Below are 24,808 nucleotides of genomic sequence, written 5' to 3' on the forward strand. Positions count from 1 at the left end.
AATCACAAAAAAAACCGGCTGCCCCCTCAACGGGAACAGCCGGTTTCTCGCCTGCAAGCGCCAACGTCCTCAGACGCCGCTCTTAAGCACCTTCCCGATCGCATCGGCGACGATGCCGACGTTCGAGTCATTCAGTCCCGCAACGCACATCCGCCCCGAACGCAGGATGTACACGCCGTGCACTTCGCGCAGCGCGTCGACCTGCGATTCGGTCAGGCCCGTATACGTGAACATCCCGCGCTGCTTCACGTAGCGCGTGAGCGCTTCGCCGCTGACATGTTCGCGCAGGCCGTCGTGGATCGACTGGCGCATCCGCGCGATGCGGCGGCACATCGCGGACAGCTCTTCCTCCCACTGCTTGCGCAGCGCGGGCGTGGTGAGCACCGTCGACACGATCTTCGCGCCGTGGATCGGCGGGTTGCTGTAGTTCGACCGCACCGCGCCCGCGAGCTGGCCGAGCACGCGCTCGGCCGCGGCGGCGTCCTCGCAGACCACGCTCAGGCCGCCGACGCGCTCGCCGTACAGCGAGAAGTTCTTCGAGAACGAGTTCGCGACCAGCGCCGGCAGGCCGCGGCGGGCCAGCTCGCGCACCGCGAACGCGTCCGCGTCGAGGCCCGCGCCGAAGCCCTGGTAGGCCATGTCGACGAACGGCAGCAGCTCGCGCGTCTCGATCACGTCGATCAGCTTCTGCCACTGGCCTTCGTCGAGATCGACGCCGGTCGGGTTGTGGCAGCACGCGTGCAGCAGCACGACGCTGCGCGCCGGCAGCGCGTCGATCGCCGCGAGCATCGCGTCGAACTTCAGGCCGCCCGTGGCCGCGTCGTAGTACGGGTAGGTATTCACCGTGAAGCCGGCCCGCTCGAAGATGAAGCGGTGGTTTTCCCAGCTCGGATCGCTGAGCCACACCTGCGCATCCGGGAAATAGCGCTTCAGGAAATCGGCGCCGACCTTCAGCGCGCCGGAGCCGCCGAGCGTCTGCACGGTCGCGATGCGGCCCGCCGCGCGCGCCGGATGATCCGCGCCGAACACGAGCGCCTGCACCGCGTCACGGTACGGCGCCATGCCGACCATCGGCAGATACGGCTTCGCGCCGATCTCGCGCTGCTGCGCAGTCTCGGCCTCGCGCACGGCCTCCATCACCGGAATCCGGCCTTCGGCGTCAAAGTAGATGCCGATGCTCAGGTTGACCTTCTGGTCGCGCGGGTCCTTCTGGAAGTTCTCGTTGAGCGTCAGGATCGGATCGCCGGGGTACGCGTCGATGTGTTCGAACATGGCTTTATCGGTCTGGTTGGATGAGAAATCTAGCGGCCGGCAAGGTGTGGCCGGCAAGGTGCGGCCGGCCAGAAATGGCCGGCCTTGCCTGCGTCATTGTGCGGACGCGCCTTCGCGCAGCGCGTAGCCCGCATTCTTCTGACGGAAGCGATACCCGACTGCGAGCACCGCGAGCCACACCGGGATCAGGTACACGGACAGGCGCAGGCCCGGCGTCAGGTACATCACGACGAGAATGCCGGCCATGAACACGAGGCACACGTAATTCGTGAAAGGATAGCCCAGACTGCGGAAGCGCGTCTGCAGCCCCGCTGCGCGCTTGGCCTGGCGGAACTTCAGGTGGATCAGGCTGATCATCGCCCAGTTGATGATCAGCGCCGACACGACGAGGCCCATCAGCATCTCGAATGCCTTGCCGGGCATGAAGTAGTTGACCACCACGCAGATGCCGGTCGCGAGCGCCGATGCGCCGAGCGCCGCGAGCGGAATGCCGCGCTTGTTCACCGAGCACAGCGCCTTCGGCGCATTGCCCTGCTGCGCGAGGCCGAACAGCATCCGGCTGTTGCAGTACACGCCGCTGTTGTAGACCGACAGCGCCGCCGTCAGCACGACGACGTTCAGCACGTTCGCGACCAGGTCGCTGCTGAGCGCGTGGAAGATCAGCACGAACGGGCTGCCGCCGGTGACGACCTTCTCCCACGGATACAGCGACAGCAGCACGCCGAGCGCGCCGATGTAGAAGATCAGGATGCGGTAGATCACCTGGTTGGTCGCGCGCGGGATGCTGTGCTGCGGATCGTCCGCCTCGGCCGCGGTGATGCCGACGAGCTCCAGCCCGCCGAACGAGAACATGATCGCCGCCATCGACATCACGAGGCCCGACACGCCGTTCGGGAAAAAGCCGCCGTGCTGCCACAGGTTCGCGACGCTCGCCTCGGGGCCCGCATGGCCGCTCGCGAGCAGCCAGCCGCCGAAGCCGATCATGCCGACGATCGCGGCAACCTTGATGATCGAGAACCAGAATTCCGTCTCGCCGTACGACTTGACGCTCGTCAGGTTGATCAGGTTGATGAAGACGAAGAACACGAGCGCGGAGACCCAGGTCGGCACGCCCGGCCACCAGTACTGCACGTAGATCCCGACGGCCGACAGCTCGGCCATGCCGACGAGGATGTACAGCACCCAGTAGTTCCAGCCGGACAGGAAGCCGGCGAAGTGGCCGAAGTACTTGTCGGCGAAATAGCTGAACGAGCCGGCAACCGGCTCGTCGACGACCATCTCGCCGAGCTGCCGCATGATGAAAAACGCGACGACGCCCGACAGCGCGTAGCCGAGCAGCACGGACGGGCCCGCCATCTTGATCGTCTGCGCGATGCCGAGAAACAGCCCCGTGCCGAGCGCGCCGCCCAGCGCAATGAGCTGGATGTGGCGATTCTTCAGCCCGCGCTTCAGGCCGTCCTTCTCGTGTTCTGAAACCATGTCTTCTCCACTTTGTCCGCTTCCGGCGGAAGCGGTGCGCGTCGGTGTGCCGCGCGCTGTTTTGCTGTACCGGCGGCCCTTCGTGGGGCCGCCAGGTTGGGGACTGCAATTTTCGCGCGGCGACGTCCGACCGTCGTCGGCGAGCCCGCCCAACCGGCCGCCGACTGCCGCCCGCAACCGCGTTGCCGCGATCGCGCACGAAAATCCGGGGTCAGTTTAGCGTCGCGACGACGAAATCGGGTTTCGTAACCCGTTCATGCAAACCCTACATTATGAGATAAGATTGCATCCGGGAGACAGATGAGGAAACAAAAATGCCTGAACCGGTACTCGACCGCATCGATCGGAACTTGCTGGCGATCCTGCAGGAGCATGGCCGCGCATCGAATCTCGAGCTGGCGAAGGCGGTGGGCCTGTCGCCCGCGCAGACGCTGCGCCGCCACCGGCGACTCGAGGAGATCGGCGCGATCCGCCGCTACGAGACGCGGCTCTGCCCCGACACGCTCGGCTTCGGTGTCACTGCGTTCGTGCACGTGACGATGGAGCGCGGGCACATTCGCGACCTGTCCAAGTTCCAGAAGCTCGTGTCCGAGCTCGCGCAGATCCAGGAGTGCTTCTCCGTGACGGGCGACATCGACTACGTGCTGAAGGTCGTCGCGCACGACCTGAAGGGCCTGTCCACGTTCCTGCTCGAAACGCTGATGCGCATCCCCGGCGTGAGCGGCGTGCATTCGAGCGTCTGCCTCGACGAGATCAAGTGCACGAGCGCGATGCCGGTCGAAGGCTGAGCCGGCGGCGGCTTTCCCGCCTCGACCGGAATTTCGCGCATCCGGAATGCGAAATGATCGCGCCGTCAATTACCGGATTTTTCACCGGATTCATGACTTTCCCCTTCACGCGAACATGTGCGTCATTCAAAAAATAGTCTTTTAAAAACAGGCACATTCAACGCAACATCTGCAAAATCGGAAACGGCGCCAATTTAATTGGCGATTAATCCGTTTTCAATTTCATTTTCCGTTTTTTACGACTATGGTTCGAGTCGGCGAAAGCCGATTGTCATCGCGCGATTCGGCGGCATCGCGTCCTAGCCGTTGCGCGCACAACCATTCCGACTTCAACGCAGTGAGGGCCCATGAAACAGACCATCCGAAGATCCGTTTCTTCCGTCATGATGCGCGCGCTGGCCGGTGCGGCGCTGCTGACCGTGATGGCCGGCGCGCACGCGCACGGCCGCCTGACCGAGCCGGCGTCGCGCATCGTGCTGTGCACGCAAGGCCAGAACCCGAATTGCCCGATCGACGCGTGGCATGCGAACGCGATGGAAAACGGCAAGTTCTTCCCGGCCACGCAAGGCGGCCTGTCGGACTCGTTCGCGCCGGCCGACGCGCAGAACGTCGCGCCGCCCGCGGACGGTGAAATCGCCGGCGCCAGCACGAACGGCGCGGTGCCGCTCCTGAACGAACAGTCGCCGGACCGCTGGCAGAAGGTTCCGCTGCGCTCCGGCGCGCTGCAGAACTTCAAATGGGAATTCAGCGCCGTGCACAAGACGCGCCGCTGGAACTACTTCATTACGCGCGCCGACTGGGATCCGTCGCAGAAGCTGACCCGCGCGCAATTCGAGCCCACGCCGTTCTGCACGATCCAGAATCCCGGCCAGCCGTACTGGAGCCCGAGCGCGAACCTCGTTCCGTCGCAGCCGACGATCCATCAATGCCGGCTGCCGGTCCGCACCGGCTATCACGTGATCCTCGCCGTGTGGGAAGTAGCCGACACTTCGATGGGCTTCTATCAGGTGGTCGATGCGATCTTCACCGACGGCAGCACGACGCGCAGCCCGTTCTGACGCCCACTGCGGCGGCGCGCCGGCCGGGCCGGCGCGCCCCGCTTCTACGCCCCGCCTCGCCGCGCAGTAACGCAGTAAGACAGCCGATATTCGCGCGTAACGCCGCCGAAAGCGCCCAGCCTCCATAACTTCATACTGAACTGCTTCAATGCGCGTGCCCGTCGCCGCCCGCTGCCGTAGCCGTCACCCGGCATGCCGCGCCGCGTTCCCTGACCCGCCCGCATGGAGTTCCCGAAGATGTTTCGTCAAGCCTTGCTCGTCACCGCCTGCGCAGGCGCCGCCCTCGCGCTGTTCGCCTGCGGCGGCAGCGACGATTCGACACCGTCCACGGCTTCGGTGTCGTCCCAGGACGCGCTGCAGACCGCCACGCCGATCAAGCACCTCGTCGTGATCTACGGCGAAAACGTGTCGTTCGACCACTATTTCGGCACCTATCCGAACGCAACGAACCCGCAGGGCGAGCCGGCGTTCACCGCGGCCGCCAACACGCCGGCCGTCAACGGCCTGACCGGCACGCTGCTGAGCGCGAACCCGAACTTCACGAACACCGCGAACGGCGCCGACGCCGCGAACCCGTTCCGCCTCGACCGCACGCAGGCCGCGACCGCCGACCAGAACCACGCGTACACGGCCGAGCAGCTGGCCGAGGACAACGGCCTCGCCGACCTGTTCCCGAAATACACGGGCAAGGGCTCGTCCGGCGGCGCCGGCGCGTTCGGCACGAAGGGCCAGGTGATGGGCTACTTCGATGGCAACACCGTGACCGCGCTGTGGAACTACGCGCAGCGCTTCGCGATGAGCGACAACGCGTACACGACGTCGTACGGCCCGTCGACGCCGGGCGCGCTGAACGTGATCTCCGGCCAGACCAACGGCATGCAGATCGTCAAGACGTCGAAGCAGCCGTCGACGCTCGCCGCGACGTCGTACTACATCAACGACGGCCAGGGCGGCTTCACGATGATCAACGACGTCGATCCCGGCTTCGACGTGTGCTCGAGCACGACCGACCAGGCGATGATGGCCGGCAAGAACATCGGCGACCTGCTGAACGGCGCGAACATCACGTGGGGCGGCTTCATGGGCGGCTTCAACCTGTCGACGGTGAACGGCAACGGCACGACGGGCTGCGCCCGCAGCACCGTCGCGACCGCCGTGAACGCCGCGACGGCCGACTACATCCCGCACCACAACTGGTTCCAGTACTACGCGTCGACCGCGAACCCGCAGCACACGCGGCCGAGCTCGCTCGCGGCGATCGGATCGAGCGTCCAGACCGACGGCAAGACGGCCGAGCCGGCGAACCACCAGTACGACTCGGACGACTTCTTCGCCGCCGTGAAGGCCGGCAACTTCCCGTCGGTCAGCTTCCTGAAGGCGCCGGCGGCGCAGGACGCGCATGCGGGCTATTCCGATCCGCTCGACGAGCAGGCATTCGTGACGAAGGTCGTCAACTTCCTTCAGCAGCAGCCCGACTGGCAGAACACCGCGGTGATCGTCACCTATGACGACTCGGACGGCTGGTACGACCACGTCTATGCGAGCCCGACCCATGCGTCGTTCGACGCGGTCGACCAGTTGAACGGCAGCGGCAAGTGCGGCACGGGCACGCAAGGCGCCGGCGTGAACGGCCAGCCGGTCAACGGCCGCTGCGGCCCGGGCGTGCGGATTCCGCTCGTCGTGATCTCGCCGTACGCGAAGCAGAACTACGTCGACCACACGATCGTCGACCAGGCGTCGGTGGTCCGCTTCATCGAGGACAACTGGCTCGGCGGCCAGCGCATCGGCGGCGGCTCGTTCGACGCGTCGGCGGGCGACCTGCGCGGCCTGTTCGACTTCGCGTCGAAGCCGAACACGACGCCGCTGTATCTCGACCCGACGCTCGGCACCGCGCTCGGCTCGGCGCCGTCGATCTGAGCGTCGACGTCATCCGTCCGGCCGGCGCGCGATGCGCCGGCCGTTTCCATTTCAACGCGCCGCACCCGCTGCATTCGCCGCGCCCGACTTCGTCTCCGACCGCATGACCGCCCGTCCCGCGTTTCCGCCGCCCGTCGCACCCGACACCGCCCCGCCGCGCCGCCCGTCCCGTCTCCTGCGCCGCGCGGCGCTCATGCTCGGTGCGGGCGCGATCGGCTATGCCGTGTTCGCCGTCGCGTTTCCGGCGCGCACGCCGGCGGCGATCGCCGGCGTCGTCGCGGACTGGACCGGCGCGAACCCGCACCCGATCGTGCTGCGGCGCCCCGCCGCCGCGCCGCTCTCCGCGGTCGCGCAGCTCGGGCGCGCGCTGTTCTTCGATCCGGCGCTGTCGGCATCGGGCAAGCAGTCGTGCGCGTCGTGCCACAGCCCCGATCACGCGTACGGCCCGCCGAACGCGCTCGAGGTACAGCCCGGCGGCATCGCGATGACGCTGCACGGCTACCGGCCGCCGCCGTCGCTGATGTACCTATACCGGCAGCCCAACTTCAGCATCGGCCCCGATGCCGGCGAGAACGACGACGCGGCGAGCGTCGCGCAGCAGGCCGCGTCGGCGGCCGGCGTCGTGAAGGCGCAGAAGGTGGCCGGCGCCGCGGCCGCGCCGCAGCTCGTGCCGCAAGGCGGAATGTTCTGGGACGGCCGCGCGGATACGCTGCAGCAGCAGGCGTTCGGCCCGCTGCTGAATCCGGTCGAGATGGCGAACCCGAGCGTCGACGACGTCGCGCGCAAGCTCGCGCAGTCGCCGCACCGCGCGCAGTTCATGCAGTTGTTCGGGCCGCGCGTGTTCGACAGCGCGCAGCTCGCGGTGTCCGAAGCGATGTTCGCGATCGCGCGCTATCAGGTCGAGGACCCTTCATTTCACCCGTACGACAGCAAGTACGACCGCTGGCTGGAAGGCCGCGCGCGCCTCACGCAGGCGGAACGGCGCGGGCTGCGCCTCTTCAACGATCCCGCGAAGGCGAATTGCGCGGGCTGCCACCTGTCGAAGCCGGGCGCCGACGGCGTGCCGCCGATGTTCACCGATTTTCAGTACGAGGCGCTCGGCGCGCCGCGCAACCGCCTGCTCGCGCAGAACCGCGATCCGGCGTTCCACGACCTCGGGCTGTGCGGGCCGTTCCGCGACGACCTGAAGGACCAGACGCAGTACTGCGGGATGTTCCTCACGCCGACGCTGCGCAACGCGGCGACCCGCCACGTGTTCTTCCACAACGGCGTGTTCCACTCGCTCGACCAGGTGATGGCGTTCTACAACGAGCGCAACCTCGCGCCGGAGAAGTTCTATCCGCGCGGGCCGGACGGCAGGATCGACGCATACGACGACCTGCCCGCGCCGTATCGCGGCAACATCGACGTGACGGATGCGCCGTTCGACCGCAAGCCGGGCGATGCGCCCGCGATGTCGGCGCAGGATATCCAGGATATCGAAGCGTTCCTGCACACGCTGACCGACGAGCCGGCGCGCTGAGCTGCCGCTTAGAACAGATACATGCCCGCGACGAACACCACGCCGGAAAACAGCAGCGTGGTCACGCAGTAGCCCATGATGTCGCGCACGCCGAGCCCCGCGATCGCAAGCGCGGGCAGCGCCCAGAACGGCTGCGCCATGTTGGTCCACGCCTCGCCGTACGCGATCGCCATCGCGGCCTTGCCGAGATCGGCGCCGAGCGCCTGCGCGGCCGGCATCACGAACGGCCCCTGCACGACCCAGTGGCCGCCGCCCGACGGCACCGCGAAATTGATCACCGCCGAGCTCAGGAACGCGAGCAGCGGGAACGTGTGGACGTTCGCGACGTCGACGAACCATTTCGTGATCACGCCCGCGAGCCCCGAATGGTCCATCAGCGCCTGGATGCCCGCGTAGAACGGGAACTGGATCATTATTCCCGACGCACCCCGCGCCGCGCCCGCGACCGCGCGCGCATAGGCCATCGGCGTGCGGTGCAGCAGGATGCCGGCCGCGAGGAACGCGAGGTTCACGGTGTCGATGTCGAGCGCGAAGCCCTTCTGCACGAAGCGCAGCACGAGAAACACCGCGCACAGCGCGGCGACCAGCACGGCCAGCAGGCGGCTTTCCTCCAGCCGCTCGGCGAGCGTCGCATCCGGCCCGAGCTTTCGCTCGACGCTCGGCGGCTCCGCGAGCAGCGCCGGATCGACGCTGACGACGTCCTCCGGCTTCGGCATCATCAGCCGCGCAAGAAACGGCAGCATCACGATCAGGCCGATCGTCACGAATGCGTTGTAGCCGGTGAAGAGCGTTTGCGACACCGGGATCAGGCCGATGGTCTTCTCCATCGGGTTGCCCTTCGTCGCGGCGACGAGCGGAATCGAGCCCGACAGCCCGCCGTGCCAGCTCAGGAAGCCCATGTACGCGGATGCGACGAGCAGCCGGTAGTCGCTGCCGGCCACGCGCCGCGCAACCTCGCGCGCGAGCATCGCGCCGAGCACGAGGCCGAAGCCCCAGTTGATCGCACAGGCGAGCGCGGCGACGAACGCGACCAGCATCACGCCCTGTCCGGGCGTGCGCGCGGCGCTGGCCAGCGCAACCAGCGCGCGCTTGACGGGCGGCGAGCTCGCGAGCGCGTGCCCGGTGACGAGAATCATCACCATCTGCATCGAGAACGCGAGCAGGTTCCAGAAGCCGGAACCCCACATCGTCGTCAGTTGCGCGGGGGAATTCGGCGTGAGTCCGAATGCCAGCGCGAAGGTCGCGATCGTCAGCAGGATCGCGAAGATCAACGGGTCGGGCAGCACGCGGTGGACCACCTGCGTGAAAAAGCGGGAAATGCGCTGAATCAACTTGAGCTCCTCGTTTCCTGATATGAACGGCCGCGCGGGTATGGTTGTTGGAGAGGCGCGAGCCGCGCGGATTCTTGCACAGAACCGAAGTTCGCGCGTCGAACCGTATCGGGATGCGTGAGGAAACGGAGGGCGGCGTCCGGTCTCCCGGACTCAGTTCGGGTGATTCGTCGATGCAGTCTGCCGAAGCGTCAGGACTGCCGAACCGCGACCGCCGGTTCCTGCGGCGCCCCGCATTGCGCGGCGGCACGGCGTTCGGCCAGCCGTTCGGCGAACCGGTACGCGACGAGCGACCCGGCCACCGCGAGCAGCATCGGCACGAGGCTGTCGTGGCTTGCGCGCGTGAACTCGAGCAGCAGCACGACCGCCGTGATCGGCATCTGCATCGACGCCGCGAGAAACGCGGTCGCGCCGACCAGCGCGCAACCGCCGACCGACATACCCGGCCAGACGGCGCTCCAGAGTCCGCCCAGCACGATGCCGAGCAGCGCGCCGTTCGCGAGGCCCGGCGTCAGCAGGCCGCCTTCCGCGCCCGCGCGCAGGCTGCTAGCGGTGATCAGCACCTTCAGCGCGAGCAGCGTCGCGGCCATCCCGACCGTCAGCACGCCGTCGAAGCTCAACGACGCGGGCCCCTTGCCGTTGCCGAGCAGTTGCGGAAACCGCATCGCGAGCCAGCCGATCGCCGCGAAGTTGACGAGCGCCAAGAGCGGCAGCCGCCAGTCCCTCGGCGCGGCCGCGCGCGCCCGGCTCGTGAGGCGCACGAAACCGTACGCGGCGAAGCCCAACACCGGCCCGCACACGATCGACCACGCGACGAGCGACGCGCTCAGCACGAACGGCGGCACGCTGTACTGGTGCTCGTTGCCGAGGCCGAGCCACGCAATCGCGGCCGCGATCGCGGACGTCACGACCGCCGGCACGAGCGCGCGAAGCTCGAACGTGCCGAGCAGTACTTCGAGCACGAACACCGCGCCGCCGAGCGGCACGTTGTAGACCGCGGCGAGCCCCGCGCCCGCGCCGCACGCAACCATCAGCCGGCAGTCGGCCGGCGTCAGCCCTGCCCGGTGCGCGAGCCGGCCCGCGAGCAGCGCGCCGATCTCGCGCGGCGCGACCTCTCGGCCGAGCGGCGAGCCGAGCGCGACAGTGACGATCTGCAGCAACGCATGGATGGTCGTGCTGAAGGCCGGCATCCGCGGATCGTCGGCGCGCACCGCCCGCCGGATGCTGACGAGCGGGCGGCCGTAGCGGTACAGCGCCCACCAGCCGGCGCCCGCGACGAGCCCGCAGCCGCCCAGCACGACGAGCCGCCGCAGCGGCGCGGCGGCGGTCACGCCCGCCAGGAAGCTCTCGTCGCCGATCACCCGCGCGGTGCTGTAGCCGTAGGCGAGATGCTGGATCGCATGCAGCAGCAGCGCGAGCAGCATGCCGCCGAGGCCCGCGCCGACGCCGGTCAGCAGCGCGACCGCGGCGAGCCGGTTGAAGCGGGTAAAGCGGATGAGCGAAGCGCCGCTCGGCGGCAACGAGGACGAGGGAATGGGCGGGAGGTCGGCGCGCATCGGATCGGCTGGCTGGAATCGGGGAAACGGCATGCGTCGCGCATGCCGTCGTCAGCCCGCATCCTAGGTTGGCCACGCTCATGAGACAAACGTATTTTTAGAATCGACTCATGAATTTTTCGAATACTTGCTTTGTCTACGCGTGTCGCCGGGCATCCCCGCTCACCCCGGATAGTCGATCCGCTCCGGCTCGCGCCGCATGATCACCCTCCCGCCCCGGATCGACAGCGCCGCCTTCGCCTGCCGGCGCAGCGCGTCGTAGTCGCTGTCCGCGTCGAGCACGACGAGGTTCGCCGGCCGGCCGACTTCGAGCCCGTACCGTTCGCCGAGCTGCAGCGTCGTCGCGCTGTGGCCGGTCACGAAGTCCAGGCAGCGCTGCAGATCCTGATAGCCCATCATGTGGCAGATGTGCAGCCCCGCATCGAGCACGCGCAGGATGTTGCCGTTGCCGAGCGGATACCACGGGTCCTTGATCGAGTCCTGCCCGAAGCACACGTTGATGCCCGCGCGGTCGAGCTCCGCGACGCGCGTGAGCCCGCGCCGCTTCGGGAACGTGTCGAAGCGCCCCTGCAGATGGATGCTCTCGGTCGGGCACGAGATGAAATTGAGCCCCGCGCGCTTGAGCAGCCGGAACAGCTTCGAGCAGTATGCGTTGTCGTACGAACCCATCGCGGTGGTATGGCTCGCGGTGACCCGCGCGCCCATCCCGCGCACGCGCGCCTCCTCGGCGAGCACTTCGAGAAAGCGCGAATGCGGATCGTCGGTTTCGTCGCAATGCACGTCGACGAGGCAGCCGGTGCGCTCGGCCAGGTCCATCAGGAAGCGGATCGAGCTGACGCCCTGCTCGCGCGTGTTCTCGAAGTGCGGAATGCCGCCGACGACGTCCGCGCCCATCTCGATCGCCTGCTCCATCAGCGCGCGGCCGCCGTCGAACGACTCGATCCCTTCCTGCGGGAACGCGACGATCTGCAGGTCGATCAGCCCGCGCGCCTCGTCCTTCACTTCGAGCATCGCCTTCAACGCGGCGAGCGACGGATCGGTCACGTCGACGTGGGTGCGCACGTGCTGGATGCCGTGATCGCGCAGCATGCCGATCGCCGTGTGCGCGCGTGCCTTCGTGTCCTCGTGCGTGATCGTCGCCTTGCGCTCCGCCCAGCGCTCGATGCCTTCGAACAGCGTGCCGCTCATGTTCCACGCGGGTTCGCCCGCGGTGAGCACCGCGTCGAGATGGATGTGCGGCTCGACGAGCGGCGGAATCGCGAGCCGCCCGCCCGCGTCGATGTCGGCGCCGCTCGCGGGCGTGAGCGCCGCCGGCTGGGCGTCGATGCGGGCGATCCGGCCCGCGTCGATGCCGATCGTGAACAGGCCGTCGCGGCCGCGCAGGCGTACGTTGAACAGGTTCATGGGGGTCCTGGCAGAAAGAAGCGGCCGCGCGGCGCGCGCGACGGACGCGTGAATGGAAAGGAACGACCGGATGCGCGCCGGCAGCCGCCGGTCACGACCAGCCTTCGATCTTCAGCCCGGTCGCGGCAGCGGCTTCCTCCGCCGATACCGCGCGCACCTGCTGCCCGAACGTCCATACGTGCTGCTCGGGATCGCGCGCGCGATAGGTGCGGTCGCCCCAGAACTGGTCGGCCGGCTCCTGCAGGATCACCGCGCCGGCCTGCCTCGCGCGTTCGCAATGCGCGTCGATGCCGTCGGCCAGCTGCACATGCACGCACTGCGTGTTCCTGCCGCCGACGTCCAGCGGGCTCGTGACGAACTCGGCCCATTCGCCGCCGACCATCAGCGTGCCGCCGGCACACGTCAGCTCGGCATGCGCGAGCTTGCCGTCCGGCGTGCTGATGACAACGCTGCGCGCGAAGCCGAACGCCCGCTCGAGCCAGTCGAGCGCGGCCCGCGGATCGCGATAGAACACGGCGGAACTGACGGAGGGACGGCGGCTGGGCGTGGTCATCTTCAGTCTCCCGATCGAGGGCGTGAGCCGCCCATTCTCCGCGCGAGCGCCGCGCCGATCAACCGCCGTCCGGCCGCGCCCTGCGTGTTGCAAGCGCGCGACAGGCCGGCGGCGCACGCAACGGGCCGCACTCGTGCCGCCGCGCGCACACGGCCAGCCGGCCGGCATGCGCGACGATACATGGCAGTTTTGTGAAGCACTCTTGCTGGATCTGCAACGGAGCTGTCGCGCCGGACCACCGAAATCCCGGCGCCTGCGTCCCTATACTTGCGCCGAACTTTATGTCCGCAGTCCCACACGCAGGAGCCTTTACGTGAAAAAAACCCTTCTCGCCGGCGCAGCAGCCGCCGCCCTGTTCGCCCCGCTCGCGCACGCACAGAGCTCGGTCACGCTGTACGGCCTGATCGATGCCGGCATCGTCTACACCAACAACGCCGGCGGCGCATCGATGTGGCGCATGAGCAGCGGCACCATCAACGGCAGCCGCTTCGGCCTGCGCGGCACCGAGGATCTCGGCGGCGGCCTGAAGGCGCTGTTCGTGCTCGAGAGCGGCTTCAACGTCAACAACGGCTCGCTCGGCCAGGACGGCAAGCTGTTCGGCCGCCACGCCTACATCGGCCTCAGCGAGAACGGCTACGGCACGCTGACGCTCGGCCGCCAGTACGACACGATGGTCGACTTCGTCGCGCCGCTGTCGGCCACCTCCGGCGACTTCGGCGACGCGAGCTTCGCGCACCCGTTCGACAACGACAACCTGAACCACTCGCTGCGCATCAACAACGCGGTCAAGTACACGAGCGACACGTACGCGGGCTTCAAGGTCGGTGCGATGTACGCGTTCTCGAACGCGACGAACTTCGGCGCGAACCGCGCGTACAGCGTCGCGGCGAGCTACACCAACGGGCCGCTGAAGCTCGCGGGCGCGTACCTGCAGATGAACGGCACGAAGGGTTCGACGAGCGCGAGCGCCGGCGCGACCGACGTTGCCGAAGCGAAGGGCCTGAACCAGGGCGGCTGGTCGATCGGCTCCGACCGCATGCGTTCGTATGGCGGCGGCATCAACTACGCGTTCGGCCCGGCCACCGTCGGCTTCGTGTACACGCGCTCGCAATACGACAACACGGGCTCGTTCGGCTCGACCGGCCAGATCGCGTTCAACAACTACGACGTGAACGTGCGCTATGCGGTGACGCCGGCGTTCAGCCTCGGCGCGGCGTACGTGTACACGGATGCCAGCGTGTCGAACCCGGACAGCAAGCACGGCACCGACCCGAAGTGGCACCAGGTCGACCTGCAGGCCGTCTACAAGCTGTCGCGCCGCACCGACGTCTATGCGGAAGCGATGTACCAGCATGCGTCCGGCCGCGGCTACCAGGCGTTCATCAACGGGTCGGGCGGCGCGTCGAGCACGCCGAACCAGATCGTCGGCACGATCGGCATGCGTACGCGCTTCTGAGCGCCGTCACGACACGCTCGCGACACGCGAAACCCGCCTGCGAAGGCGGGTTTTTTCTTTTTCGGCACGCAGAACGAAGCGCGACGCGGGCCCGCAATGTTGCTCGTTCTGGAAGGCAGACTGCCTGGAATCGGGGTTTTTGTGCACACCCTTGCTGCGTAGACTTCAGTCATCGGTTCGGACCACTCGCTAATTGCCGGACCGCATCGAACATTCTGGAGGAAATCGTGAAATCGCTCGTCGTCACCGCAGCCGCCGCAGCCGTCCTGCTCGCCGCGCCCGCCCTGTCGTTCGCCCAGTCGGCGAAGTCGCCCGTAACGCGCGCGCAAGTGCTGCAGGAACTGTACGACCTCGAATCCGTCGGCTACAACCCGTCGCTCGGCGATGCCGGCAACTATCCGGACGACATCATGGCCGCGCAGGAGCGTCTTGCGGCCAAGCGCCTCGCCGAACGCAAGGCCGGCGCAGCCGCATACGGCCCGGCCGGCGCGGCGGGTGCGGAATCGGGCGCGGTCGCGAAGCCGGCGCTGTAAGCATCACGCACGCCGCCCCGCATGCGCCGCAGTGCGCATGCGGGGCGGAATGCTGGAACTGAACGTTCGCGACGGAAATCGCGAAAGCGCGCGCCGGTTGCGCGCGCATGCAGCGCTACGCCGCACATCAAGCGGCCCGCTGCTCCCGGCCGAGCGCCGCCAGCATCTCGACGTCGTGCGTAATCATGTCCGGCACCTGGGCGCGCAGCAGTTCGACCCAGGTTCGCACTTTCGCGTCGACGAACCGGCGCGACGGATACAGCGCGTAGACGTTCATCTTCTGCAGGATATGGTCCGGCAGCACGCGCACGAGCGTGCCGTCGCGCAGCGCGTCGATCGACGAATACACCGGCAGCATGCCGATGCCGATGCCGTCGCGGATCGCGAGCGCGAGCGATTCGGCCGTGTTGGTCTGCACCGGCCCCGTCACGTGGATCTGCTCGACGCCGCCCTGCCCTTCGAGCAGCCATTCGTGCGTCGGAAACGCGGGCGTGCACAGCGTCAGGCACTGATGCCCGCCGAGATCCTGCGGACGCGTCGGCGCGCCATGCTGGCGCACGTAGTCCGGCGACGCGCACAGGATGCTGAACGTCGAGCCGAGCAGATGCGACACGAGCTCCGAATCGGGCAGCGACGATGCGGTCACGACCGCCATGTCGCTGGTGCCGTCGAACAGGTCGGGCATCCGCTGCGACAGCGACAGCTCGATCGATACGTCCGGATACTGCGCGTGATAGCGCGTCAGTGCAGGCATCACATAGTGATGGCCGACGCTTGCGAAGCTGTGCATGCGCAGCACGCCGGCCGGCCGCTCGTGCGCGCAGCTCGCCTCCTCTTCCGCGCGATCGACGTCGGCGAGGATCTGCCGGCAGCGCCGCAGATAGCTTTCGCCGGCGGACGTCAGCGCGAGACGGCGCGTCGAGCGGTTCATCAGGCGGGTGCGCAGCCGCGCCTCGAGCTCCGACACGGCCCGCGACATCGCGCCCGTCGTCGAATTCAGCGAATGTGCGGCGGCGGTGAAGCTGCCCGTCTCGACGACGCGCGTAAACACCCGCATGTTTTGAAGCGTATCCATTCCTGTGAGCCACCTGTGTCGGAGCCGCTATTTTCCTCCACGGAATGCGATGCATTGTTACGCCCGGTGCAACTATCGTTTCCCCGGCGCTGCGTTAATGCGCGCGCGCCGCGCTCCTACAATCGGCGCCTCACCAGTCGAACGGGCGTGTTCGACCGGGCCGCGGCACGCCGCCCGGCCGGTGCGCGCCCTCTCTTGCCATGAAGCCACAACCTGCGATCGAGCCCCCTGCTGCCGGATACCAACGAGCGGGACGCTGGCTCGATCCGCTCGGCAAGGCCGCGCGCGACTGGGCCGCGAGCGACGGGCTGATCTGGCTGCATCTCGCCAAGACCGTATGCGCGGCGCTGCTCGCGATGGGCATCGCGATGCGGCTCGAGATGTCGCAGCCGCGCACCGCGATGACGACCGTGTTCGTGCTGATGCAGCCGCTGTCCGGAATGGTGTTCGCGAAAAGCTTCTACCGGGTGCTCGGCACGGCGGCCGGCCTCGTCGCCGCGCTGGCGCTCGGCGGCCTGTTCGCGCAGCAGCCCGAGCTGTACATGGCCGGCATCACGCTGTGGGTCGGCGGATGCATCGCGCTCGCGGTGCGCAACCGCCACTTCCGCTGGTACGGCTTCGTGCTCGCCGGCTACACGGCCGCGCTGATCGGGCTGCCCTCGGTGATGACGCCGCAGACGCTGTTTCAGTCCGCGCTGACGCGCGCCGCGGAAGTCGCGCTCGGCATCGTCTGCTCCGGCGTCGTGAGTGCGCTGATCCTGCCGCTCAGCTCGGCGAACGCGCTGATGCGCTCGCTGAACGCGCGTCACGCGAAGTTCGTCGCGTTCGCATCCGCCGCGCTCGCGGGCGACATCGAGCGCGGCGGGTTCGAACGCCGGTTCGCCGATTTCGTCGACGAGATCGTCGGCTTCGAGGCGAACCGCGCGTTCGCGTCGTTCGAGGACCCGCACATCCGCGCACGCAGCCGCCGGCTCGCGCGGCTCAACAGCGAGTTCATGAATGCATGCACGCGGCTCCATGCGCTGCACCAGCTGACCAAGCGCCTGCGCGAGAGCCGTGCGGACGCGGTGCTCGCGGCGCTCGCGCCGCACCTCGACGCGCTCGCGCGGCGGTTCGTCGCGCTCGATGGCGAGCTGACACGCGGGCCGGCGCGCGCGACCGGCGCGTTGCTCGAGCTGCGCCGCTTCCACGCCGCACTGCCCAAGGCCGCGCGTGCTTCGCGCCGCGAGCTCGAGGATCACGCGGCGGGCGGCCTGCTCGACTTCGATACGGCGGTCGAGCTGATGTATCGCTTCGTCGGCGAATTCCTCGGCTACGCGGACACCTACGCGTCGCTCGACGACGACGATCACGCGTTCGAGCGCTCGGTCACCCACTATGCGGTGAAGACCAACACGTTCTTCGTCGGCTTCACGTTCCTGCGCACGGTGGTCGCGGTCGGCGCGATGAGCTGTTTCTGGATCGCGTCGGAATGGCCGAGCGGCGCGCTTGCGGTCATCGGCGCCGCGATCGCGTGCGCGCTCAGCTCGACGTCGCCGCGCGCGCCGAAGTTCGTCGCGCAGATGGGCGTGGGCGCGGCGCTCGCGACGCTCGTCGGCTACCTGTTCCTGTGCTACGTGTATCCGAACATCGACGGCTTTCCGCTGCTGTGCGCGGCGCTTGCGCCGGTGCTCGGCTTCGGCGCGTTCCTCGCGATGCGGCCGGGCCTGTCCGGCTACGGGATCGGCTTCGCGGTGTTCTTCTGCCTGCTCGCGGGCCCCGACAACGCGATCGCGTACACGCCCGAGGTGCTGATCAACAACGGCATCGCGCTCGTCGTCGCGATGCTCGCGTGCTCGATCGTGTTCGCGGTCGTGTTCCCCACGCACATGCCGTGGCTGACGGGCCGCATCGCACACGACCTGCGCCGTCAGGTGACGCTCGCCTGCGAAGGCGCGAGCGCCGGCCTCGCGCAGCGCTTCCAGTCGAGCACGCACGACCTGATGGCGCAGCTGCGCACGCTGCTCGTCAGACGCACGCGCCAGCATCGCGACGCGCTGCGCTGGATGCTCGCGACGCTCGAAGTCGGCCACGCGGTGATCGACCTGCGCGACGAAGTGCAGGCGTTCTCCGCGACGAAACCGCCGCAGGCGCTGCGCTGGACCGCGTCGATCGACGCGGTGCTCGACATGCTGCCGCCGTTCTTCGACGACCCGACGCCGCCCCGTCACGCGCGCACGCTGAAATCGGTGAACCTCGCGATCCGCGCGGCGCAGCACGCGCTGGTCGCGTGGCATGCGGTGCCCGACGAGCGGCGCCGGATGCAGCGCATCGTCGGCTGCCTGCACTTCGTGCGCAGCGCACTGCTCGACAAGGATGCGCCGTTCAACCGGCATCGCCGTTGATCGCGTGCGGCACGCCATCCTTGTTCGGAATGCAAATAAGCTCTCCTGGCCGGGTGATTAATCTTTAGGCAGTGCGCGCCTATAGTTTGATCAAGCCAGCAACGCTGGTAACCACCCAGGAGAAATCGAAATGAAGTCGCTGCACCTCGCCCTCGTTGCCCTGTCGCTCACCGCCGCCGTCGCGCACGCTCAGCCGGCGCCGGCCGAACAGGCCCAGCAACAGGCGAACCGCACCGAAGCCGTGCAGGCTGCCGGCCGCGTCGACCATGCGAAATCGAAGAAGGAAGATCCGAACGCCTGCGTGGGTCCGGTCAGCTTCTGTAACGTCTACTTCGGCAGCTGAGCATGACGCCGCGTCGCGACGGCCATGCCCGCAGCGCCCTTGGCCGGCGCGCGGGCATGCGCCCGAACGCCGGATCGCAGCTTCGCATCATCTGCATCACCTGCATCACCTGTCCGCGCCGCTTCGCCTGAACCGGCGCGCATCGCGTTTACGTCTCCCTTCGCGGCCGCCAGCCGACTTCGCGCAACGCATCCAGCAAGCGCGCCCCGCCCAGCCCTTCGACGCGCGCGCCTCTCGCTTCGACGTCGCCACCCGCGACGAGCGCATTCACGATTGCCTCCTCGACCGCCTCCGCCGCCGCGACGAACAGCGCGGAAATATGATCGTTGTTGACCATCCGCACGGTGGTCGTCGGCATGCCCTTGCGTCCGTAGTTCGCGGCCGGCAGCCCGTGATTGCCGGTCGCGAATGCGAGAAAGATGTCGCCGCTCGAATCCTCGGTGCCGCCGCCGGCGCGCGCGAGCCCGACGCTCGCGCGCTGCGCGACACGCGTGCACTGGTGCGGCAGCAACGGTGCGTCGGTCGCGAGCGTGACGACGATCGAGCCCATCCCCGCCTCGCCGCGCGCGGCCGGCGCGCGGAACGGCGAATGCACGTGCCGCAGCGCCTCGCCGACCGGATAGCCGGCCACGCGCAGCATCTCGCGGCAGCCGTAGTTCGCCTGCACCAGCGCACCGACGGTCCAGCCGCCCGCGGCCGCGTCGAGCACCCGCGACGCGGTGCCGATGCCGCCCTTGAACTCGTGGCAGATCATCCCCGTGCCGCCGCCGACGCCGCCTTCCGCGACCGGCCCCGAGCGCGCGGCCGCGAGCGCCTGCTGCACGTGCGCCGCCGTTACGTGCTGCCCCCAGATGTCGTTCAGCAGGCCGTCGTAGGTCTCCATCACGACCGGCATGCACCAGTACACGCGGTCGCGCGCCGCGGTGCGTTCGTGCGCGACGAGCGCGTCGCGCACCACGCCGACGCTGTGCGTGTTGGTGATGGCGATCGGCGTCGTCAGCATGCCGGCTTCGCGAATCCATTCGAGGCCCGTCGCATCGCCGTTGCCGTTCAGCACGTGCACGCCCGCAAAGCACGGCGCGTAGTGCGCGGCGCCGGTGCGCGGCTCGATGATCGTGACGCCGGTGCGGACCGACGCGTCGCCTGCATCGGCGTTCAGCGTGCAGTGCCCGACCCGGACGCCGGCGACGTCGGTAATCGCGTTGAAGCGGCCCGGCGTGCCGAGTCCGATGCGGATGCCGAGATCCCTCGTGCGCATGTTGCCCTTCCTCCCATATTTGGTTCGATCGTCGGTCAGAGTGCGCGGAACGCGTCGCTGTGGCGCGCCCACATCGCATACATCGCGAGCGCGGCGGCGAACAGCCCCGCGATGATGATCAGGTCGGCCGGCTTCGCCGACGTCGCCAGTGTCGTATAGAGCGTGTACGCGGCGCCCGCCACCGCGACGAGCGGCGTCACGGGCCAGAACGGCATCCGGTAATGATGCTCGACGTCGCGGCGCACGAAGCGGCTCGCGAGCGCCGCGAGGCCGACGACGAGATAGACGAGCAGCAGCAGGTCGACCGTGAACGCGGTCAGCTCGTCGAGGCTCGACACGAACACGAGGCCCGCCGACGGCACCGCGAGCGCGAGCGTCGCGAGCCACGGCGACTCGAGGCGCGGATGGATCGCCGAAAACGCGCGGTTGCAGCTGCGCGACCAGAGCGCGTGACGGCCGCTGCTGTACAGCAGGCGCCCCATCGTGATCACGATCGCGATGATCGCGTTGAACACCGACAGGAAGATGCCGCCGCTGACGACGCGCGACACGGCCGGGCTGCTGAGCGCGCTCACGACGTAGCCGATCGGATCGGCGCTCTTCGACAGTTCCGCGAGCGACGGCGCGCCCAGCACGATCGCGGCCAGCGGCACGAGTTCGACGACGAGGATCACGACCAGCGAATAGAGGACCGCCTTCGCGACGTTGCGGTTGCCGCCGCGCAGGTCTTCGGCGAGGAACACCGCCGAGCCGAAGCCGTTGTAGCAGAAGATCGCGGTGCCGATCGCCGGCACGATCGCGGCCGCCGTGGCGGGCAGCAATGCGCCGCCGCTCGCGACGACCGGATGGATCAGCGCGTCGGCGCCGCGATGCGGCGCGCCGAAGCCAAGCCCCGCGATCAGCATCAGCACGCCGATTTCGACGACCAGGAACGCGCCCGTGATCCACGCGTTGGTCTTGATGTTGAGCATGCCGAGCACGTAGCCGAGCAGCACGATCGTCAGCGCGACCGACTGGTTGCCGAAGTGCGTGCCGAGCGCGTTGTTCAGGTACGGCGCGGCGCCGCTCGCGAGCACGGCCGGAATGAACACGCTGACGGACAGCACCGCGATGAAGGTCAGGTAGCCGGGCAGCGTGCCGAACACGCGCTTGGCCATCACGTATTCGCCGCCGGCGCTGCGATGCGCGGCGCTCAGTTCCGCATAGCAGAGCGCGAAGGCGAACGCGAGCACGCCGCCGAGCAGGAACGACAGCACCGCGCCGCTGCCCGCCTGCTGGATCGCGAACGGCGCGATCACGAAGATCGAGCTCGCGGGCGTCACGCCCGACACGGTGATCATCACCGCGTCGCGCACGCTGAGCGTCTGCGCGAGCGCGCGCGGTGCATCGCTGGTTGCGGGCGACGCTTGCATCGTGCCCGTCGATTCCGACATCATCGCCATCTTGCTCTCCTGTGCTGCGTTTTTTTGAACGCCCATACTCGGGGCCACCAGATGCGTGGCAGTCTAGGAAGCCAATTTCAGGACTGCTATTCCCCCTTCGTGTTACGCCCTTCCGGTGGTGGTATGGATCGTCTCTTTTCGGAAATCGCGATGCACCAGGCGCTCGGCCGTGCGATCGACCATCTCGGCCAGCCGCGCTTCTGGCGTTTCCTGGTGCTGCTGCTCAACGAGATGGCGCCGTTCGACAACGCGCTCGCGACCGCGATCGGCCGCGACGGCGTGCCGGTCGTGCTCGACGAATACGACACCGGCGGGACCGACAAGCCGTCGCCGGTGCCGCTTTACCTCAACGGGTTATATCTGCTCGATCCGTTTCTGCAGGCCGCGCACGACGGGCTCGGCGACGGGTGTTATCGGCTCGAGGAAGTGGCGCCCGACCTGTTCCGGCAGAGCGAGTATTTCCTGAGTTATTTCCGCGATGCGGTCGGGGAGGACGAGATCCAGATTCTGCTGAGGCCGCAGCCGGACCTGCTGCTGTCGTTGTCGCTTGGCGGGGCAAGCCGCTTCGACGTCGAGCCGCTCGGCAAGCTGACGGCCGCGATGCCGTGGGTGCTCGCGACGATCCGCCAGCACTGGAAGCTGGTCGGCGACGCCGCGCGCGCGACGCCCGACGGCGATCTCGGCGCGCGTGTCGAGCACGCGCTCGCGCGCTTCGGCGCGGATCGGCTGACCGAGCGCGAAATGGCGATCGCGCGGATGGTGCTGCGCGGCAATTCGTCGAAGGCGATCGCCGAACGGCTCGCGATTTCGCCGGAAACCGTGAAGGTGCATCGGCGGCATCTGTACGCGAAACTCGGGATTTCTTCGCAGCCGGAGCTGTTTTCTCGGTTCATTCAGGCGTTGGGGGAGCAGAACTCGCCGTGACGGACCGATCGGCGGGGACCTTCGCAGGATCGGACGAGATCGCCGCGATCCCGAGATGCAGCGGCCGGTCCGGCCGCAGCGTCACGTTCAGCACCGGCCGCGGCGCAGCCATCCCCGCCGGAACCGTCAACTCGAAGCGTTGCAGCAGCATCGCGGCAATGACCGTCATCTCGGTCGTCGCCAGATGCTGCCCGAGACACACCCGCGGCCCCGTGCCGAAAGGCATGTACGCACCGCGCGGCACGGCCGGCGCAGCCTCGTCGAAGCGCTCCGGCCGGAATGCGTGCGGCTCGGGGAACCATCTCGGATCGTCATGCATGAGCTGCAGCGGCAGCATGAACAGCGTGCGCGCCGGCAACTGCCATCCGCCCAACGCGATCGGCCGCAACGCGCGACGGCTGATCAGGATCGGCGCCGCCGGATACAGGCGCAGCGTCTCTTCGAGCGTCTGCGTCAGATAGCGCAGCAACGGCCGCGTCTGCGCCGTCGGCGCGCGGCCGCCCAGCACGCGCTCCACTTCTTCCCGCGCGGCGGCCTGGGCCGCCGGATTCGACGCCATGCACCAGGCCCACCACGTCAGCGTCGCCGCCGTCGTTTCGTGTCCGGCCAGGAACGCCGTCATGCATTCGTCGTGCACCGCCCGCAACGGCCAGGTGCGCGCGTCCGCCCGGTGCAGGCGCAACAACCGGGACAGCAGGTCGTCGGGCCACGCGCTGTCCGGCACGTCGAGACGCGCGTGCAACTGGCGATCGATCAAGCCGTTCAGCACCGCCGACGCTCGCGCCTTGCGCCGCTTCCACGGCATCCAGTCCGGCGCGCTCCACGGCTGGTAGAACTCGGCGTTGGCCGCCGCGCTCACCGTGCGCACGGCCGCCTCGGCATCACGCGTGTCGTCGCCGATGGCATCGGAGAACATCGTTCGCACGATCACGTCCATCGCCAGCGACGTCAGCGCGCTTTCGATCGGCCAGCGCGGATCGTGCGCGGGCCACTGCGCAAGCGCATGGCCGGCCGTCGCCGCGATCGTCGGGACGAAGCCCTGGACCGCCTTCGGCATGAAGCTCGGCTGCAACGCGTGCCGCTTGTCGCGCCATGCGTCACCCTCGGCGATCAGCACGCTGTGTCCGTGGACCTGCCCGAAAACGCGCGTGCCGCGCTCCCATCTCACCAGCGCGTCGTGGTGCGTGACCAGCAGTTCGCGCACGAGCCGCGGATCGGTGACCACGACCGCATGCTCGGGCCACATGCGCAGGTGCACGACGTCGCCGTACGTCTGCCGCCATCCGGCCAGCGTGCCGAGCAGGTCGCGCGACATCGCGCGCAGCAGCCCCCACCCCGTCAGGCCGGCGCGCGGCCCCGGCGGCCATACGCCGGGCGGGTGAAGGACAGGCGCGGGCGACGGCGCGTCCGCGTGGAACGGGCATTGGGTAGGTGATGGCGTGTTCATGCGGCGCATTGTCCGCGCGCCCGGGTCGCCGGTCTTGAACGCAAACGACATCGACACGCGTGTCGCGCCTCCCTATACTGCCCCGTCATGTCCTCCGATCCGCTGCCGACCTTGCCGCCGTGCCCCGATCCTTTCACACGCGCCCCCCGCGCGCTGAACGGCGGCGGGCCGCCGCACAGCCGGCTGTATCCCGCGCCACCGGCGTTGCACGGCGCGGTCGTCGCGATCGTCTGCCGCGACACGCGCGGCTTCGCGCTGAGCGACGCGCAAATCCTGACCCACTTCGCGGCTTCGCCGTTCGTGTGCCTGTCCTGGTTTCGGGATCTCGGCGTGGGGCTCGTCGAACGCACGGCGGACGGCCCGTGCTGGCAGCCGTTCGGCGCCACCGTGATGCTGTCCGGCAGCCAGTCGCGGCCGCTGACGAGCTGGGCGGCGACGACCGGACGCGGCGGCATCGCGTGTTTCACCGCCGATGCCGCGCAAGCGCTGTTCGGCATCGCGCTGCCCGCGATCCACGACCGCTTTCTCGATGCGCGCGCCCTGCTCGGCAGCGACTGGCGGCCGCTGTGCGATGCACTGTCCGGCGCCGATAACGATGCGGCCACGCTGGCCGCGCTGGAGCGGCATCTCGCGCCGCGCTGGCGCGCGCTTCAGGGCGAGCGATCAGGCCTGTCGTCGCTGCGCGACGCAGGCCGGCACTGGGTCGGACGCCTCGCGTGGCAGGCGCGCGAATGGCGGCGCACGCAAAGTCCGCGTCAGGTCGAGCGCCGCATCAAGTCCTACAGCGGACGATCGCTGCGCGAGTGGCAGGCGCTCGTCAGGACCGAAAGCCTGTTCTTCGCGGCGCGGGCGCGCTACGAAGCGGGTCGGCCCTACGACTGGGCAACGCTCGCGCTCGACGAAGGATTCGCCGATCAGGCGCATTTGAGCCGCGCGTCCAAGCGCATCACCGGGTTCTCGCCAAGCGAGTTCGCGCAGCGCTTCGCCGATGATGAGTCGTTCTGGCTGTATCGGCTGTGGGTGTGACTTCCGCTGCCGCCCCAGGCGGCCCGAAGTTGCCGGCCGG

At 68.5% G+C, this 24,808-nt stretch carries 20 protein-coding genes; 10 read left to right on the plus strand and 10 right to left on the minus strand.

Annotation, left to right across the window (positions count from 1 at the left end):
* Nucleotides 1-69 precede the first annotated feature (69 nt).
* Both HWX31_RS19270 and HWX31_RS19275 read right to left on the minus strand, forming a co-directional pair.
* Nucleotides 70-1,272: an amino acid aminotransferase gene (locus HWX31_RS19270; protein WP_059613491.1), complete on the minus strand. Its 1,203-nt coding sequence runs from the start codon at nt 1,270-1,272 to the stop codon at nt 70-72.
* A gap of 93 nt (nt 1,273-1,365) precedes the next feature.
* Entirely contained in the window at nt 1,366-2,751 is a 1,386-nt protein-coding gene (locus tag HWX31_RS19275) for an amino acid permease (protein ID WP_174960384.1), read from the minus strand.
* A gap of 314 nt (nt 2,752-3,065) precedes the next feature.
* On the opposite strand from HWX31_RS19275, the gene HWX31_RS19280 reads away from it, so the two are divergent.
* The 4 genes from HWX31_RS19280 (at nt 3,066) to HWX31_RS19295 (ending at nt 8,036) form a co-directional block, all read left to right on the plus strand.
* Nucleotides 3,066-3,539, plus strand: coding sequence for an Lrp/AsnC family transcriptional regulator (locus tag HWX31_RS19280; protein WP_010096283.1), 474 nt, complete (start codon nt 3,066-3,068; stop codon nt 3,537-3,539).
* 383 nt (nt 3,540-3,922) lie between these two features.
* A complete protein-coding gene (locus HWX31_RS19285; protein ID WP_059771142.1) occupies nt 3,923-4,597 on the plus strand; it encodes a lytic polysaccharide monooxygenase in 675 nt (224 codons plus the stop codon).
* A 237-nt stretch (nt 4,598-4,834) separates the two neighbouring features.
* The gene (locus HWX31_RS19290) at nt 4,835-6,514 is read left to right on the plus strand and encodes a phospholipase C (RefSeq protein WP_174960386.1); all 1,680 of its coding nucleotides are present in this window, start codon (nt 4,835-4,837) and stop codon (nt 6,512-6,514) included.
* A 103-nt stretch (nt 6,515-6,617) separates the two neighbouring features.
* A complete protein-coding gene (locus HWX31_RS19295; protein WP_174960388.1) occupies nt 6,618-8,036 on the plus strand; it encodes a cytochrome-c peroxidase in 1,419 nt (472 codons plus the stop codon).
* Between the two features lie 8 nt (nt 8,037-8,044).
* On the opposite strand, the gene HWX31_RS19300 is transcribed toward HWX31_RS19295, so the two are convergent.
* The 4 genes from HWX31_RS19300 to HWX31_RS19315 all read right to left on the minus strand — a co-directional run bounded on the left by HWX31_RS19300 (nt 8,045) and on the right by HWX31_RS19315 (nt 12,880).
* On the minus strand, nt 8,045-9,367 hold the full coding sequence (locus HWX31_RS19300; protein ID WP_174960390.1) for a TIGR00366 family protein: 1,323 nt from the start codon (nt 9,365-9,367) through the stop codon (nt 8,045-8,047).
* 191 nt (nt 9,368-9,558) lie between these two features.
* Entirely contained in the window at nt 9,559-10,923 is a 1,365-nt protein-coding gene (locus tag HWX31_RS19305) for a chloride channel protein (protein ID WP_174960449.1), read from the minus strand.
* 162 nt (nt 10,924-11,085) lie between these two features.
* On the minus strand, nt 11,086-12,327 hold the full coding sequence (gene codA / locus HWX31_RS19310) for a cytosine deaminase (protein ID WP_174960392.1): 1,242 nt from the start codon (nt 12,325-12,327) through the stop codon (nt 11,086-11,088).
* A 91-nt stretch (nt 12,328-12,418) separates the two neighbouring features.
* A complete protein-coding gene (locus HWX31_RS19315) occupies nt 12,419-12,880 on the minus strand; it encodes a VOC family protein (RefSeq protein ID WP_174960394.1) in 462 nt (153 codons plus the stop codon).
* Between the two features lie 313 nt (nt 12,881-13,193).
* Here HWX31_RS19315 and HWX31_RS19320 point away from each other — a divergent pair, with 313 nt between their 5' ends.
* Both HWX31_RS19320 and HWX31_RS19325 read left to right on the plus strand, forming a co-directional pair.
* Nucleotides 13,194-14,336, plus strand: a complete 1,143-nt coding sequence (locus HWX31_RS19320) for a porin (RefSeq protein ID WP_174960396.1) — start codon at nt 13,194-13,196, stop codon at nt 14,334-14,336.
* Nucleotides 14,337-14,563: 227 nt separating this feature from the next.
* Nucleotides 14,564-14,869 (plus strand): DUF4148 domain-containing protein, encoded by a 306-nt coding sequence (locus HWX31_RS19325; RefSeq protein ID WP_059613462.1) that lies wholly within the window; start codon nt 14,564-14,566, stop codon nt 14,867-14,869.
* Between the two features lie 127 nt (nt 14,870-14,996).
* On the opposite strand, the gene HWX31_RS19330 is transcribed toward HWX31_RS19325, so the two are convergent.
* Nucleotides 14,997-15,944, minus strand: coding sequence for a LysR family transcriptional regulator (locus tag HWX31_RS19330; RefSeq protein WP_174960399.1), 948 nt, complete (start codon nt 15,942-15,944; stop codon nt 14,997-14,999).
* 200 nt (nt 15,945-16,144) lie between these two features.
* Here HWX31_RS19330 and HWX31_RS19335 point away from each other — a divergent pair, with 200 nt between their 5' ends.
* Together HWX31_RS19335 and HWX31_RS19340 are read left to right on the plus strand one after the other, a co-directional pair.
* A complete protein-coding gene (locus HWX31_RS19335) occupies nt 16,145-18,328 on the plus strand; it encodes an FUSC family protein (RefSeq protein WP_174960401.1) in 2,184 nt (727 codons plus the stop codon).
* A 130-nt stretch (nt 18,329-18,458) separates the two neighbouring features.
* The gene (locus HWX31_RS19340; RefSeq protein ID WP_059638049.1) at nt 18,459-18,671 is read left to right on the plus strand and encodes a hypothetical protein; all 213 of its coding nucleotides are present in this window, start codon (nt 18,459-18,461) and stop codon (nt 18,669-18,671) included.
* 148 nt (nt 18,672-18,819) lie between these two features.
* On the opposite strand, the gene HWX31_RS19345 is transcribed toward HWX31_RS19340, so the two are convergent.
* Nucleotides 18,820-19,929 (minus strand): DmpA family aminopeptidase, encoded by a 1,110-nt coding sequence (locus tag HWX31_RS19345; protein WP_174960403.1) that lies wholly within the window; start codon nt 19,927-19,929, stop codon nt 18,820-18,822.
* A gap of 35 nt (nt 19,930-19,964) precedes the next feature.
* Entirely contained in the window at nt 19,965-21,371 is a 1,407-nt protein-coding gene (locus HWX31_RS19350; RefSeq protein WP_174960405.1) for an APC family permease, read from the minus strand.
* A gap of 123 nt (nt 21,372-21,494) precedes the next feature.
* Between HWX31_RS19350 and HWX31_RS19355 the strand changes: the two genes are divergently transcribed.
* Complete coding sequence (locus tag HWX31_RS19355) at nt 21,495-22,295, plus strand: helix-turn-helix transcriptional regulator (RefSeq protein WP_059728795.1); 801 nt, start codon at nt 21,495-21,497, stop codon at nt 22,293-22,295.
* On the opposite strand, the gene HWX31_RS19360 is transcribed toward HWX31_RS19355, so the two are convergent.
* The gene (locus tag HWX31_RS19360; protein WP_174960407.1) at nt 22,261-23,742 is read right to left on the minus strand and encodes a cytochrome P450; all 1,482 of its coding nucleotides are present in this window, start codon (nt 23,740-23,742) and stop codon (nt 22,261-22,263) included. The two genes, HWX31_RS19355 and HWX31_RS19360, sit on opposite strands and share 35 nt — an antisense overlap.
* Nucleotides 23,743-23,829: 87 nt before the next feature.
* Here HWX31_RS19360 and HWX31_RS19365 point away from each other — a divergent pair, with 87 nt between their 5' ends.
* Nucleotides 23,830-24,768, plus strand: a complete 939-nt coding sequence (locus HWX31_RS19365) for an AraC family transcriptional regulator (RefSeq protein WP_174960409.1) — start codon at nt 23,830-23,832, stop codon at nt 24,766-24,768.
* The last annotated feature ends 40 nt before the right edge of the window (nt 24,769-24,808 follow it).

The sequence above is a fragment of the Burkholderia ubonensis genome, from assembly GCF_902833085.1.
In the GTDB taxonomy this organism is placed as follows: domain Bacteria; phylum Pseudomonadota; class Gammaproteobacteria; order Burkholderiales; family Burkholderiaceae; genus Burkholderia; species Burkholderia ubonensis.